Here is a 15,703-nt window from a genome sequence, read left to right as displayed (position 1 = left end):
TCTTACATTTTCTATTTAAAGTGTAAACGGTAGAACGAAAGGATTCAAAGGATGTTACTCCATATTGAAGTTTTGTGTGCCAAAGTCTTTTATACTTACATCCGCTTGGACATCAATGTCCATCTGAGTGAAAATTTCATCCCACTCCTCTTTATGTTCTTTCCAGTAGTCCGGCTGATGGATGCGGACCCATTGGGAAAGGTGGGCAAAATCCGTTTTTAATTCTTTCTGGGCTATTTGAAGAATGACATCAACCTTATCCTCGATATCTTTGTCCGCAGCTTTTTTGATTTCCTTTTCCCACCCGGTTTTAAAAACGTTGCGGTCGACACCCCAGTCTTCTCCAAGGGAAGTGGTCACCTCTACATCGACCCTCATGGAGAGATTTCCGTCAGAGAGGGAAACATCAAAATTGGAATTGGCTCCCTTAATCTCGAGAACAACCGGTCCGTCTGTTATATCTTTTTCGCTTAAGTAAAGGTATCCGCCTTCCACATTGTTATGAAGGTACCGGATGCCCTCCATTTTTTCAAGAGGGATCCAGCCGATGTATTGGGAAGTTTCACCTGAAATGACGCCGGCTCCGTAGGATTTGATATTTCCATTAATCATAGCCATTCCAGGTATAATAAAGCTCTTTTTTTCTGAAATATACTGGGACATATCTCCGATCGTTAAGTTTTTAGGGTTGGTATTATTCTTATGATAGTTCTCGCTTAATTCCTTAATCTGTATGGATGGAAACAGCTCTTTTTCAGGCTGGGCGTTGAATATCTTCTGAACGGGATCCATCGTAATGAATACAGGAACAGTTCTACGGAATTCGTGATCACGGATGTAAAGATCAATCAGTTGATTGAGCGGTTCTTTTTCGAGCAGTTTGGTTGAAAATAAAATCGATTTTAAATGGGTATAGTTGGGCGGACGGTTACTCTCCAAAGAGTTCTCACGTATCATTTCAAACAGCGTTGTTCCGGTCGATTCAAGATTCTGATAGGGGCTGTCCTGCTGAGAACTATCCTGCTGTGTAGGAATCTGCCCCGGTTTTACATATTGGTTGATCATTAGCAGCTCTTCTTCTTCGGCTACGTCCAATGCAAGTCCTGTAACAATACCGACATCTTCAATTTCCTTAGTATCCCAGCATCCTGATAAAAGGACGGCGGAACAAACCAGGCAGAAAAAAGATTTAAGTGTCATGTGTCTGCCTCCTCATCAAGGATATGAGCAGCATAAGTGCGGGAAAACCAATAACCGCAACAGCACCGATCCATTGGATATGTGAGGAATAATCCAGCACTTCCGTAAGCCCTTCCGGATAAAGGGCCACGGTGAAAATCAGAAGGCCTGCGCCAGCCATACACCACCAGCCCGACTTGGTTACCTTTTCGATCCCAAGAATCATGCCGTAAGTGTAAGTCGTAAATGAGGTGAACACAGTGATCAGCCAGCCGAAAATAAATATCAATTCAAATCGTTCAAAGAAAAAGCCTTGAAACTCAATGCTCTTTGCCATTTCAATCGTAGGAAATGTGATTTCCTTCAGTTCTGCTATGCCTAGAACTCCAATAGTTAAAACGTGAAAGATCACATAGATCACAGCTGTCACAATGATACTGATCCATACAGATAGTGCCAGATTTCTTGTTTTTTTCTTTTTGATAAGGGGGGAGAAAATCATTAGAAATTCAATGCCGATAAACGAAAAAAACGTAATTTTCGATTGTGTGACCGTTGTCAGCAGATTGCTTTGCAGAACAGGCCTTACGTTCTGGACATCTACATCCTTGATGCTCAGCAGAGCAAGAATCAGAAACATAAACATCATGACAGGAAAGTACAATTGGAAAAACCGAACGACATCTCCCGGCCCGTTACTGATTAAATAAAGACTGACCAGCAGAAATGAGCCAATAATGACGTATAAAGGAGTGGTATCCAGCAGGTAATTTTTAATAATCGCTGTGGTCACTCTTAAAATATAAGAGGCTACAATCAGACAGTAAAAAATGAAAAAGAGGTTGATCAGCGTTCCGATCCATCTGCCTGCGATCTTTTTTGACATATCAAAGAAAGTGAGACCTGGATAACGGGTGACTAGTAAAACATACATAGTGGCGATCAGGCACATAAGAAAAGCACCGGTAATGATACTGACCCATAAGTCCGGGGAATTAACAGCGTTGGCCAGGTCTCGCGGCATTAATATGATTCCTACACCAATCATCGCCGATATAAAGATGACGATCAGCTGGATGGAGGTCAATTGTCTTAAATCACTCATCCGAACCACCTTCTTTATCAAATCGTAACCGGATCAATGTGTCTTTCCATCTGCTTGGGTAATAAGGAGCAAAGGGCTCCAGGTATGGGACTGTAAAACTGTTTAACCGGATTAAATGGATACTTAAAATAAAGACAGCGAGGATTAAGCCGTAAATGCCGAGCATGGCAGCAGCAAACAGCATGATGAAACTCACCGTCCTTAACGCAAGGCTGAGGCTGTAGTCTACAATGGTAAAGGAACAAATGGCAGCAAAAGCGACGACGATAATCATCAATGGACTGACGATTCCGGCTGTCACAGCCGCTTCACCTATTACTATGGCTCCTACGATGCTGACAGCAGGCCCGATAGGCTTAGGCAGCCGGATACCTGCTTCCCTGAGGATTTCAATGGTCATCTGCATAATAAATGCTTCCATAAACGAGGGGATCGGAACGCCTTCCCTCGTTTTGGATATGGAAATAGCCAGATCTGTAGGAATTAATCCATGATGAAAGGAAATCAGCGAAATATAGATAGAGGGAAGCATAACAGCAAGAAATGCGGCAGCAAACCGCATCAGACGAATGAGAGAAGCAGGGATCCATTTGAAGTTATAATCATCTGATGTCTGAAAAAGGGAATTCAATGTTACAGGAGCTAACAGGACGGAAGGGGATCCTTCCACGAAAATGGCTACTTTCCCCTCAGCCAAAGCGTTGGCGACTTTAGCAGGTCGTTCGGTTTCCTGTAGCTCAGGAAATAAAGAGAACGTATTCTTTTCCAGACTTTGTTCGACAACCCCTCCATCAGGGAGGTAATCTTCCTTAACCGCCTTTATGCGCTTTCTGACTTCTTCCAACAATTTTTCGTTGGCTTCATCCTCCACATAAGCAATGGTGACATGTGTGAAGGCTTTTAAACCGAGAGAAAGGTGTTCGAACTTTAAATGCGTAGACCTCAAATGAACCCGGAGGAGCTTGATATTTTCCTCCAGTGATTCAATAAACCCATCCCTGGCACCCCGGAGAGTCATTTCAGATACGGGCTCTGATACAGCGCGGTAATGGAATCCGCACGTTTCAACAGCATATACGGTCTCATTCTCAAGCATTAGTGTATATCCATTGAGAAGATGACTATCCATATCCTTTGTTTTAGATAGGATTGTCAAAGGTTCCGCAGAAAATGCATGGTCTACGGTTTTGTCCTCCGGGTTGTTCCACTCAAGCAGCGGAGCAAGAATGGAATCCTGGATCTTGGTCATATCTGTATTAGAGGGCATATACAAGACATAAATGTTGTGGGAATCAAATGGGATGGTTTTGACCGTCACACAGTCATCGTTTTTCTTCTGGGACAGGAACTCCTTAACATTCAACGGAAAGCCCTCCATAAGATTCTTGGAATTTTTATTAGTATGAGCCAATCATGTGGGATTACCCTGAAAAGCGGAAGAGACTTCTGAATGGAAGAAACTGCTTCATTATCTGCTGAAAAATAACAAAGGATAAGAAGGAAAGGAGGGTGGAACATGGGAAAAAAAGCGAAAAATAAAAGCAAGAAGGATTTAAATGCGCTTCGAAGAGAAAAAGGGGAAACGAACGGTACGGGAAAACAGGATCCATATCGATGAAAAAAGCCTGCTCCTTCTTAGGGAGCAGGCTTTTCATTACTTGTTGTTCTCTTCGATCTGCTCGTTCAATTCTGTGAAACGGTTTTTGATCACAGAAGTATCGGCGAACAAATCATGGATGCCCTGGTGGCGTTTTGTGAAGGCCACGACAAGATACGGAATTCCTCCAAGGGCCATGCTGATATAACGTCCGATGCACTCCCGGAAGATAATCTGACTATTACTCATCCTGCTGCGTGTCAGGGACACAACGGATAGACCGAACACCATCTTTCCAAGCGATGCCTGGAAAAACTTTGTCATCAGAATGAAGTACAGGAAGAAAATCAGGGACGTCATGATATTTTCTGCACTGAACAAAGGGATCCACACCTGCGCATCCTCCAGGTTAACGAGGCGCAGCAGCGGTTTTGTTACGATGGAATTCACACTCCAGATGACGAGAAGGTCGATGAGATAGGCAAAAAAGCGGGGGATAAATCCCGCAAAGATGACTCTCTGAATATCATCCTTCTGCTGAAGGACTAAAGTGGATAATGGGTGATTGGGTTGTTCAAATTCTGTCGTTTCCATCTTTACTCCTCCTTATTCTGTGTACATATACATCAATGTCGGTCCTTGACGCTCACTGATCAACTGTTCAATATAACGGATTTCACTGTCAGGCATCAAGCTCTGCGCCATTGGAAAATCAAAGAAAGAGGTAATGTTATTTTTGTATTCGAACACCTGTGGGTTTCCACCTATTTCCTCTTTTAAAGCAGCAAGGGTATCTTCGCGGAAGCCGATCTGGTCAACAAGTCCGTTTTCAGCTGCCTGCTTACCGGAATAAATTCTTCCATCAGCCAGTTCCTTCACACGGCTTTCCGACATATCTCTTCCTTCAGAAATGACGTCAACGAACTGTTGATAGGATTCATCAACCAAGGTCTGGAGGATTTCTCTGTCAGCCTCCGTCATTTCTTTAGTAGGACTCATAATATCCTTGAACTCGCCACTCTTGATCGTGTTGAATTTGACGCCATACTCATTAGCGAGCTCCTGATAATTCACACTCTGCATAATGACACCAAGGGAGCCGGTGAACGTGTCGTTGGAAGCATAAATTTGATCAGCGGGCGCTGAAATGTAATACCCGCCGGAAGCGGCCGTGTTCCCCATGGACACGTAGATCATTTTGTCTTCTTCTTTAATCTCCATCAGTTTATCATGGATTTCTGCACTCTCATAAACACCGCCGCCCGGCGAGTTCACATATAAGTGCACTCCTTTAATGGTTGGATCATTTTTGATCTGTTCGAGTTTTTTCATAAAACGGTCATGCTGGTAGCCTCCACCGCTGAACGGATTGGTGTTGGAGCTTGGGCTGTCCATAATCGCTCCTTCAAGGTTGATTTCTACAATGCGGCTGGATCCAGACCCTTGCTCCACCACTTTTTCTTCCAGCTTTTCACTGGAGGAGAAAAGGGACATGGCCCCGTTTTTTTCTTCGTCTTCCTGTGATAAAAATGCTCCAGCCGCCTGGACGGCAATCGCTACAATCAGCAGGGCACCGGCAATGACTGCCGCGGTAATTCTTTTTGTCATATGTACTCTCCTTTCAATCTCTTCCATAGTATACATGTTCATCGAATTTCTATCGACAATTACTATACGGATGGGGGGAGGAGTTGGTTTCAAAATTTCCTTATGAACCAAAATTTAGGTCATGACATTAAAATTCAATAACATCATGAAAAATTTTGTACGTGAAAGGCAGACTTGTTTTAGAATAAAGGCTGTAACTGAATGTCGCAGTAAAGGAGTCGTCCACGTGAAAATCAACAAGGTATTCGAACTGTTAAACATAGACCCCCAGCCCTTTACAAAGCTTGGGTTGGAAAAAGACATAACAGGAATCACAGATGATTCAAGACAGGTGAGTCCTGGTCAAGTATTTACAGCGGTAGAAGGTCATGAAGCAGATGGCCATGATTATATATTGGAAGCCTGCCGTAATGGAGCCGCACTCATTGTAGGAAGCAAAAAGCCGGAAAATATCCCCGTACCATTTCTGTACGTCGAACATCCGAGAAGAGCGCTGGGCATACTGGCAGCTGCTTTTTATCAATATCCAGCACGTGACAAAAGGATTATAGGAGTGACAGGGACCAATGGAAAAACGACCATTACACACCTGCTTCATCATCTTCTGGAATCCAGCGGTTTTTCCTGCGGACGCTTTGGAACAGTAGGGAATTATATGAATGGGAAATCCGTGGAAGGGTTCCAGACGACCCCCGGCGTGGTGGACCTTCATAAATGGTTGTATGAAAGCAGGGACGATGTGATCGTGATGGAGGTCTCCTCTCATGGGCTTGACCAGCATCGCCTGGAGGGGGTGTCTTTTGATATTACGATATTCACCAATCTTCAGCAGGATCACTTGGATTACCATCCATCAATGGAAGAATATTTTAAGGCGAAGTCCAAACTCTTTTTTATGATGAAGGAGAGGGGACAGGCCATCATCCATGTGGATGACCCATGGGGGGACAGACTCTCCAACCTGCTAAGAGACGAAGGACTTGCGGTCACCTCAATAGGTGGAAATGATGCTTGTGATATCCAGATCGATGAGGTCAGTGACGAAGGGATCCGCTTCCTTGAAGGAGGAAAACCTTCTTATTATCCAACCCCGATTGCAGGTGTCTACAACAGCTATAATACGCTGCAGGCTTGTACAGCTGCTGCTTATTTAGGAGTTTCAAAAGGGAACATGGTCGATGCTTTAGAATCGTTCCCAGGTATTCCTGGTCGCTTTGAGCAGTATTCCATGCCGAATGGTGCTCATGTGATTATCGACTATGCTCATACAGCAGACAGTATTCGTCACATCCTCCAAACCGCTGCTCGGCAGTTTGACGGGAATATAACTCATGTGTTCGGATTTAGAGGGAATCGGGATGAGTCCAAGCGGCCGTCTATGCTGCAAGCTTCAGCAGAATGGAGCGACGGCTATATCCTGACCCTTGACGATTTGAACGCGGTTTCTCATGAGGATATGACGGCCGCCCTCTCCAAACTTCATGAAGAAGAAGGCCGGGCTCACGGGCGGATCATTCCTGATAGAACCTCAGCCATAAAAACGGCCGTCGAGGCTGGCAGGGAAGGAGATGTCATTGTAATCACCGGCAAAGGTCATGAAACGTACAAGCAGTCCTATCAACGTCCGTTTTCTTCGGACCGTGAGACAGTCGTAAACTTGCGTAACGAAATGAAGACAGATGTCCATCAGTATCAATAAAACGGTAATCCTGAAAACGTCCAGCGGTTGCTGGACGTTTTCTTATTTATGGTTTCTCTTAGGGCTGGATGTCCCGGGGGAACGGTTAATTTTTTTCCATTTCAGACCATTGGCAATGATTCCGATCACACCCGTAATGACAAAAATCCATGCCACCCATACCGCCATATCTTCCAGCTGGCTTGTTAACATCCGGCTTGCTCCCGCAAAAGTCAGAAAAAAACTTGCGATCAAAGCAATCCCTGTTTTTAATTGTTCATTCATGAGCGGATTCACTCCTTTTTGGAACTTCTCATCCATCCTATCATATTTCGATGGTCGTCAAAGAACGAGTCTCTGCACAGAGAGGTGCATTGAAAATAGTGGCGCTCCCTATCTTTCCAGACATTTTTGCTTTAAACTGTCATAAGAAAATGATTAAAATGTAGGTGTATAGGATGAATTATATAATTGTTGGAGCTGGGATACTGGGAGCTTCCACAGCTTATCATTTAGCTTCAAAAGGAGAAAAAGTGGCGATTGTAGACCGTGGGGAAGGTGGACAGGCTACACGGAATGCAGCTGGAATCATCTGTCCGTGGCTGACGAACCGGACGAGTAAGGACTGGTATCAGCTCGCTGTCAACGGCGCCGGATATTACCCTGAACTGGTGGAACAGCTCAAGGAAGCCGGTATTTCTGAACCGGGATATAAAAGAGTGGGCGCCCTCAATATATTCGATACAGAAGAAAAGCTTGACCGGAAAGCCGCTTATGCAGAAATGCGGAAAATGGAAACGCCCGAAATGGGGGAGATTTCGAAGCTGTCTCCAAAAGAAACAAGAGAGATGTTTCCACCTCTTGCGGAACATTACCGCTCTCTTCACCTGTCGGGGGCGGGCAGAGTAAACGGCAGCCGTATCACCGAATCCCTCTTGAAAGCGGCCGAACGGAAAGGAGCAGAAGTTATCCATGGGAACGCCTCTTTGCGTACGTATAAAGGGGAAATCCAAGGTGTCGACATTGATGGTGTGCCGCAGCATGCCGATCAAATCATCCTTACGAATGGATCCTGGATGCGGGAATTGTTTGCGCCTTCTGCCCTGAGCCCCCGGGTCACCTTCGAGAAAGCGCAGATCATCCACCTTCATCTGACCGGGCAGGCAACGGAGCACTGGCCGGTCCTCCTGCCGCCTTTCAGCTACTATATGCTTGGTTTTGAAGAAGGGAAACTTGTTGTTGGAGCCACGAAAGAAAAGGTTCAGGAGCATGATTCACGAGTTACAGCCGGTGGGATTCATCAATTGCTGGAAAAAGCTCTTCGTACAGCTCCGGGGTTGAAGGAGGCTGCCTACGTAGAAACGAAGGTAGGGTTCAGACCTTTTACCCCTGGATCCCTCCCTGTCTTCGGCCGCCTGCCTAATCAGCCGCATATCCTTGCTGCTAACGGTCTTGGGGCGTCCGGCCTGACGAGTGGTCCTTTTGTCGGGGCACAGCTGGCTGCTCTTGCAGCAGGAGAGGATACGTCCATGGACATCAGTCCTTACACAATCGACCGGTTATTTAAGTGATAAACGACTGTTTTGTATATTGTAAGGTCCGTGCATCACTTCTATTTCTGCCATGTCAAAAGTTTGTCTTTAAAGAAAAGTATGTGGTATTCATGAAGTACATCACTGTTCAGTGGTGTGTTTTTCTTTACTTCAAAGACTCTTCAGGAAAACGAATATTCCAATCACAAAAGGCATCAATCTCCCATCACTTCAGCGTTTCATGTATGTAAAAGACCTGCTTTGATTTTTCTTTTTCTGCTGTCAGATCTTTTTACAAAATGAAAGAGAAAGAGGGAATGTCAGCACAATAACTGTATTATTATATGTTTTTCTTGCGGTTCAGAGAGTTTGTCAGCATATCGTTCTAACAAATGGGGTTGCGTTAGTTTTTGCGAATATAGTCAGCCCCTGCCTCTGTGATTTGTGTGCCTGCCCGGCCGCGTTTAATCGTAACAAATCCACGTTCCTTTAACTCTGTCAACACTCTGCGAACCTGCTGTTCAGATAAGGGGATGGATTCTTCGGCGGAGAGTTTCTCAAGGATTTTTTTACGGCTCGCATTGATCAACGCTTCATTTAATGACAAGACAACCGACAACACTTTCTTGTTCAAATGATCATCCACCAGACTTGTCGTTTCGCGTTTAGTATTCTTCTTCGGCCTTTGGAAAAAATCTGCATCAGGAAGGTCATCAATCGTAATGGTATCCCCTTCTGACACGGTAAGGAGATAGGAAATTGTATTTTTTAATTCGCGGATGTTTCCGAACCATTCATAGCTCATCAATTCTCCAAGCAATCCTTTGCCCAGCGCTTTATTGGGCGTATAGTTTTCCAATAAGAATTGTTCCACAAGTGCAGGAATATCTGTTTTTCGTTCTCTAAGTGGAGGAACGGATACGTATAGAACTTTAAGTCTATGGTAAAGGTCTTCTCTAAATTTCCCCTGATCGATGAGCTCAAGTAAATCCTTATTCGTAGCGGCGATGACCCTAATGTTAATGGGGATGGTCTTAGATCCTCCAATCTTACGGATCTCCATCTCCTGGATCACGCGTAATAAACGAGCTTGGAGCTTCAAGCTGATATCTCCGATTTCATCAAGGAAAATGGTTCCGCCATCCGCTTGTTCAAACAACCCTTTTTTACCGCCTTTTTTAGCTCCTGTAAAAGCTCCTTCTTCATACCCGAACAGTTCACTTTCCAATAAGTCTTCTGGTAATGCGCTGAAGTTTACCGCGAGGAAGGGTTCATTACGGCGGTCGGACTCATGGTGAATCGCATGGGCGAACAGTTCTTTTCCGGTTCCGCTCTCCCCATGTATTAAAACAGGGAGAGGAGTCTTCGCAAGTTTAATTCCGATGTTTTTCGCTTTTTGTATCGCCGGGCTGTTTCCGATAATATGTTTGAATGTGTACTTTGCGATATATCCCGTTTTCAACAATTGTTTCCGGGCCGCTTTTTCCATTGTGATGGTTTCATCAGAGTTTTTGAAAATGAAGATCACATTGTCGCTTTCTTCCCATTGGATTCGGTAGATCATAAGGTTATAGCCGTTTAAAGGAAAATACAGTCCTTCTTCCTGAGGGGAGGTCATAAATTTAAGGAGCTTAGGTTCCTTGAATAATTGGTGGACCGGTTTTCCCATAGCATGTACTTTCGCTAGACCACTGTATTTTTCAATGAAAGGATTGAACACTGTAACCTTTTGATCGGAGTCAATTGCCATAACTCCATCGTTCACCCCATCGACCACCTGCTGAAGGTGTTGGTTTAAGAGCTCCGTTTGTTTGTTCATTTCTGAAAGTTTTTTGCTTAAATCAATGATTTTTCCTGTGTACCGGTTTGAAATCATTCCCCCGAGCTTTTCCTTTAAGTGGAAGTGATCGAGAATTTCAATCAATGTCGTAATATCGATAAGGCGTACACCGATATCAATGATTTTGTCTACCGAAGGAGGGGCGAGTGTAACCTCGCCTGGGGTAATGGCGGTTGAGATGTCATATGTATTCTTTTGTCCTGGATAATAAGCGGTATAGGAAAGATGGTTCATACCCATCTTTTTTAATGTGTCGATCGTTTCTTCTGCCATTTCAAATGTGTCATTGACACAAAGAACGGAGGTTCCTTCTTCTAGTTCCAATAATCGTTCAATGTGTTGGTAATTAATCGTGCGTATGGCTGTTTTTTGATGTGATCCAGGAGCAATGAAAGGTGAGGCTTCCTTTTCAATTAAATAAGAAGAAAAGATGATTAAATCGTCACGGATTTGATCGAGGACTTGTTCATCCACGGCATAACTCTCAATGTGAATGAATTCTCCTAGAATATCTTCCAATTGCTGGTGGAGTGCCATTTTTGTTTCTTTTGTTCCCGTTAACAAGGTTATTTGATTTTTCATCCTATCATTCCTTTATTGGTCTTTATTGGGTTATATTATAACACCCAATTCAAACCGGTTTTAGGTTTGCGGCCTTATGCCAGGTGGAATTTTCAGAATTTATCTTTGGCATGAAACTTGCATGTGTAATGGTAGGTGGATCAAAAAGGGGGAAAACGCATGGATAAGAAGCGGAAAAAGAAGTTCGAGATGCCTCATACGTACATCATCATCTTTTTCGTTGTCCTATTTGCAGCTTTATTAACCTATATAATACCTGCTGGGACATTTGAAACAAAAGAGGTGACGTATGACAATTCAGGCACAGAAGAATCAAGGACAGTTCTCGTACCCGATAGCTTTTCAGTGGCTGAAGAAAGTACGCTGCAGGGGACAAGCTTGTTCGAGCCTTTTGGAGGAGCCGGTCTTTTAAATTATGTATTTGAGGGGTTAGTTTCAGGGGATAAGTGGGGATCTGCTGTGGGAGTCGTCGCGTTTATCCTGATTATCGGCGGTGCCTTTGGGATCATTATGAAAACACGGGCTGTTGAGGAAGGGATTTTGTCGGTCATCGATCGAACGAAGGGGAAAGAAGTATTGATTATTCCGATCATGTTCTTTTTGTTTTCCTTGGGTGGCGCTGTCTTCGGTATGGGAGAAGAAGCCATCGCTTTCGCTATGATTCTGGTGCCGCTCGTGGTGGCGCTTGGCTATGATGCCATTACAGGAATCATGATTACTTATGTAGCCACGCAAATTGGATTTGCGACATCCTGGATGAACCCATTTGGTGTGGCCATTGCTCAAGGAGTGTCAGATGTACCTGTTTTATCAGGGACCCCGTTCCGGTTTACCATGTGGCTGGTCTTTACGGCCATTGGTACTTACTATACATGGAAATATGCCAGTTCTGTGAAAAAAGATCCGACCCGATCACTAGCTTATGAATCCGATCAATACTTCAGGGATGACTTTGAGCAAAAAGACTTGAAGGTCAATTTCAAATTCGGTCACATTCTTGTTATTTTAACGGTTGTATTAGGTATTGCTTGGATCATATGGGGAGTGATTCAACACGCTTATTATATTCCGGAAATCGCTAGCCAGTTCTTTACGATTGGTCTTGTGGCAGGAATGATTGGTGTAATCTTCAAGCTTAACAATATGAGAGTCAATGATATTGCCGAAGGGTTTGCTCAAGGAGCGAAAGATCTCCTGCCAGCTGCTTTAGTCGTAGGGATGGCTAAAGGGATCATTATCATTTTAGGAGGTGACGATCCGGCTGCAGCTTCTGTGCTGAATACGGTTCTTCATTCAGCGGGACAGGTGTTCGAAGGTGTGCCTGAGGTGATCTCTGCATGGTTGATGTTTTTATTCCAATCAGTCTTCAACTTCTTTGTCGTATCAGGTTCCGGTCAAGCGGCTCTGACGATGCCGCTGATGGCTCCGTTAGCTGACATTGCAGGGGTGACGAGACAGGTAGCTGTCCTTGCATTCCAATTAGGTGACGGGTTGACGAATATCATCGTACCTACTTCTGCGGCTCTTATGGGTACATTAGGAGCAGCACGGTTGGACTGGGCGAACTGGTTCCGTTTCATCTTCAAATTCCAGCTGCTTCTCTTCGGACTCGCGTCAATTTTTATCATTGTCGCCGTACTTATCAATTTCAATTAAGTGAAACAACACAGGAGGTATGAGAATTGATCACTCTATTCAAACAGGCAACCGTATATGCTCCTGAGTTTTTAGGGGAAAAAGATGTGTTGATTGCCGATGGGCGGATTGCAGATATCCAGGACCGTATAGACTTGTCCGGTGCACAGGTGAATGTCATCGAAGCTGAGGGGAAGGTGTTGACTCCAGGGTTTATTGATGGCCACGTCCATATTACAGGAGGGGGCGGAGAAGGAGGCTTCCGTACCCGCACACCGGAATTAACCCTGACGGATGCCACCTTAAGTGGAGTAACAACCCTTGTAGGTGTCATCGGCACGGATGGGACGACACGGACAATGCCGAATCTGTTGGCTAAGGCGCGTGCATTGAGGGAAGAGGGAATTACCTGTTATTGTCACACAGGTTCCTACCAAGTCCCGGTAAAGACTTTGACAGGAAACATTGAAGACGACATTTTGTTGATTGACTTGATTATAGGAGCGGGAGAAATCGCCATATCCGACCATCGATCTTCTCAGCCGACTGTTGAAGAAATAGCAAAAATCGCTTCGGAGGCGCGTATCGGTGGGATGCTGTCCGGAAAGAAGGGAGTTGTGAATGTGCATGTCGGGGATAGCCCAGATAAATTAAATCTTATAGAGAGAGTTATCGAAACGACTGATATACCCATAACGCAATTTTACCCGACACACATCAATCGTAATGCCGATCTATTTGAAGCAGGCATCCAATATGCCAAAAAGGGAGGATATGTAGATTTAACGACAAGTACCATTCCGAAATTTTTAGAAGACGGCGAAGTAAAAAGTAGTGAAGCCTTGAAACGCATGCTCGATCAGGGGGTGCCGGTTGAACAAATCACCTTTACTTCCGACGCCCAGGGAAGCCTTCCGGATTTTGATGATCAAGGCATTCTGATTGGTTTGAAGGTAGGCAAAATCTCCTCGCTTTATGAAGCTTTTAAAGAGGCCGTTCTGGATCAGAAGGTGCGCTTGGAGGATGCTCTGCGTGTCATCACGCTTAATCCGGCTGTTATTTTGGGGCTGCCTGCTAAAGGGAAGATCGAAGTTGGTAAAGAGGCTGACCTTATCTTGATGGAGCCGGAAACACTGAGAATTTCTCGTGTCATCGCTTTAGGAAGGGAAATGGTGAGAGATGGAGAGCCTCTAGTTAAAGGAACATTTGAATAAAATTAAATATACGCCCCGATTCAGTCTATCCACCGGCCCGGGGTGCTCTATTTATATGTAATGTTATTTCTATCGATGCAAGCTTATAGGATTGAAACAATGAGAAGTTCTGAGACTATATTGTATTGCGGATACGGCGTGGTCAGAGAGCTCGTAAGAAAAAAGCGTGTAGAAAAACATGAAGTTTCTCTACACGCTTTTTTTATTTGGAATGCCCATATGAAGTGTGAAGGGAAGCTTCTTCTTTGTCCGTTTCCGGTGCAGGAGAAGCTGCTTCTGCTTCATCAGGCGGGTGGGTCTTTTTCACAAAAAATGCCAGCACAATTCCCGCAATAGATAAGGCTGTAATGACCATAAAGGCCGTGTTCACTCCAAAAATCGCAGGATGATCAATGGCGGGATCAGCTCCAGCTGTCTGGGTTGTTGATGTCATAATCGTTACAAGAACGGCTGTGCCAACAGATGCAGCCACCATCCGCATGGTATTACTCATCGCAGTCCCGTGCGGAATCAACCGGTTAGGCAGCTGGTTCAATCCTGCCGTTGTCACAGGCATCATAACCATGGAGAGGCCGAACATCCGAATGGCATACAGGACTGTAATGGTCGTGAATGTTGTCTGGATATCCAGGAACGAAAAGGCTGCTGTGGCTCCGGTAAGAATGATCAGTCCACAGACCGCCAGCAGCCGGGCACCGATTTTGTCAAAAATCCTTCCTGTTATCGGAGACATGAATGCTGTAATAACGGCACCCGGAAGCAGGGCCAGTCCGGATTCGAAGGCTGTAAATTCCCGCATGTCCTGCATGTAAAGAGGGATCAAGGTTTCCGATCCGATTAAGCCTAAAAAGGCAATCATGGCAATTCCGGTCGTTATTGAAAAAACAGGATAGCAGAACACACGGAATTCCAGCATCGGATGCTCCATTTTCAGCTGCCTTGTTATGAATAAAGCGAGGGCAGCTGAGCTTCCAGCGAGAACGGCTAGTGTAAATGGTGAAGACCATCCGGCGTTTCCTGCCAGTGTAAAGCCATACAAAAGTCCTCCAAATCCTGCTGAAGACAGGATGATTGATAGGGGATCGACCGTTGGATAGGTCAGTTTTGTTACATTTTTCAATATGAAATACGCAACAATGATGATAAGAATGGGCAGCGGGAGAATGAGCCAGAATAAAAATCTCCAGCTGAATTCAGAAGTGATCCATCCTGACAAGGCGGGGCCGATGGCCGGTGCAAAAGAAATAACCAGTCCAATGTAACCCATGGCCGTGCCGCGGCGCTCGACAGGGAAAATCATTAAGAAAACGGTCTGCATCAATGGCAGCATTACACCTGCGCCCATGGACTGGACCACCCGGCCGAATAAGAGCATAGGAAAGTTTGGGGCAATCCCTCCGAGGATGGTCCCCACTGTGAAAATTCCCATGGCACTTAAAAATAGCTGCCGGGTGGAAAAACGCTCAATTAAAAAGGCGGTCACTGGTATCATGACGCCGTTGACAAGCATGAACACGGTTGTCAGCCACTGGGCCGAGTTGGCCGACACGTTCATTTCATCCATAATCGGTGGGATGGCTGTGATCATCAGCGTCTGATTTAATATGGTTATAAACGATCCTGCAAGCAGTAAAGCTGCCATCAGGATTCGATTGGGGGTCTGTTCGGACACATTCCTTCCTCCTTTTTCAACCTACTAAACGTCCATTATACGCCGTGTTCTTCAGCGGGAA

The 15,703-nt window shown here is 44.9% G+C and carries 12 protein-coding genes; 4 read left to right on the top strand and 8 right to left on the bottom strand.

Annotation, left to right across the window (positions count from 1 at the left end; genetic code table 11):
- Positions 1-54 precede the first annotated feature (54 nt).
- From QMA39_RS05015 to sppA, 5 genes are all read right to left on the bottom strand, one after another.
- A complete protein-coding gene (locus QMA39_RS05015) occupies positions 55-1,200 on the bottom strand; it encodes a Ger(x)C family spore germination protein (RefSeq protein ID WP_281658105.1) in 1,146 nt (381 codons plus the stop codon).
- Positions 1,190-2,284: an endospore germination permease gene (locus tag QMA39_RS05010; protein ID WP_281658104.1), complete on the bottom strand. Its 1,095-nt coding sequence runs from the start codon at positions 2,282-2,284 to the stop codon at positions 1,190-1,192. The genes QMA39_RS05015 and QMA39_RS05010 overlap by 11 nt, the downstream gene beginning before the upstream one ends.
- The gene (locus QMA39_RS05005) at positions 2,277-3,647 is read right to left on the bottom strand and encodes a spore germination protein (protein WP_281658103.1); all 1,371 of its coding nucleotides are present in this window, start codon (positions 3,645-3,647) and stop codon (positions 2,277-2,279) included. The genes QMA39_RS05010 and QMA39_RS05005 overlap by 8 nt, the downstream gene beginning before the upstream one ends.
- 291 nt (positions 3,648-3,938) lie before the next feature.
- Positions 3,939-4,475: an RDD family protein gene (locus QMA39_RS05000; protein WP_206932873.1), complete on the bottom strand. Its 537-nt coding sequence runs from the start codon at positions 4,473-4,475 to the stop codon at positions 3,939-3,941.
- A gap of 12 nt (positions 4,476-4,487) precedes the next feature.
- The gene (gene sppA, locus QMA39_RS04995; protein ID WP_206932872.1) at positions 4,488-5,489 is read right to left on the bottom strand and encodes a signal peptide peptidase SppA; all 1,002 of its coding nucleotides are present in this window, start codon (positions 5,487-5,489) and stop codon (positions 4,488-4,490) included.
- A 226-nt stretch (positions 5,490-5,715) separates the two neighbouring features.
- Between sppA and QMA39_RS04990 the strand changes: the two genes are divergently transcribed.
- A complete protein-coding gene (locus QMA39_RS04990; protein ID WP_281658102.1) occupies positions 5,716-7,188 on the top strand; it encodes a UDP-N-acetylmuramoyl-L-alanyl-D-glutamate--2,6-diaminopimelate ligase in 1,473 nt (490 codons plus the stop codon).
- 42 nt (positions 7,189-7,230) lie between these two features.
- Here the strand turns inward: QMA39_RS04990 and QMA39_RS04985 are convergent, their stop codons facing one another.
- On the bottom strand, positions 7,231-7,452 hold the full coding sequence (locus QMA39_RS04985) for a hypothetical protein (RefSeq protein ID WP_281658101.1): 222 nt from the start codon (positions 7,450-7,452) through the stop codon (positions 7,231-7,233).
- A 173-nt stretch (positions 7,453-7,625) separates the two neighbouring features.
- On the opposite strand from QMA39_RS04985, the gene QMA39_RS04980 reads away from it, so the two are divergent.
- A complete protein-coding gene (locus tag QMA39_RS04980) occupies positions 7,626-8,738 on the top strand; it encodes an FAD-dependent oxidoreductase (protein ID WP_281658100.1) in 1,113 nt (370 codons plus the stop codon).
- Between the two features lie 364 nt (positions 8,739-9,102).
- Here the strand turns inward: QMA39_RS04980 and QMA39_RS04975 are convergent, their stop codons facing one another.
- Positions 9,103-11,121, bottom strand: a complete 2,019-nt coding sequence (locus QMA39_RS04975) for a sigma 54-interacting transcriptional regulator (protein ID WP_281658099.1) — start codon at positions 11,119-11,121, stop codon at positions 9,103-9,105.
- Between the two features lie 159 nt (positions 11,122-11,280).
- Here QMA39_RS04975 and yfcC point away from each other — a divergent pair, with 159 nt between their 5' ends.
- The gene (yfcC, locus tag QMA39_RS04970; protein WP_281658098.1) at positions 11,281-12,777 is read left to right on the top strand and encodes a putative basic amino acid antiporter YfcC; all 1,497 of its coding nucleotides are present in this window, start codon (positions 11,281-11,283) and stop codon (positions 12,775-12,777) included.
- Positions 12,778-12,803: 26 nt separating this feature from the next.
- Positions 12,804-13,970, top strand: a complete 1,167-nt coding sequence (gene iadA / locus QMA39_RS04965; RefSeq protein ID WP_281658097.1) for a beta-aspartyl-peptidase — start codon at positions 12,804-12,806, stop codon at positions 13,968-13,970.
- A 202-nt stretch (positions 13,971-14,172) separates the two neighbouring features.
- Here iadA and QMA39_RS04960 read toward each other — a convergent pair whose 3' ends face one another.
- Positions 14,173-15,612, bottom strand: a complete 1,440-nt coding sequence (locus QMA39_RS04960) for an MDR family MFS transporter (protein WP_281658379.1) — start codon at positions 15,610-15,612, stop codon at positions 14,173-14,175.
- Between the last annotated feature and the right edge of the window lie 91 nt (positions 15,613-15,703).

The organism is Halobacillus sp. Cin3, assembly GCF_947311855.1.
Lineage (GTDB): Bacteria > Bacillota > Bacilli > Bacillales > Halobacillaceae > Halobacillus > Halobacillus kuroshimensis.
Note: the sequence above shows the minus strand (reverse complement) of the source record. Positions and strands in the feature narration are given on the sequence as shown.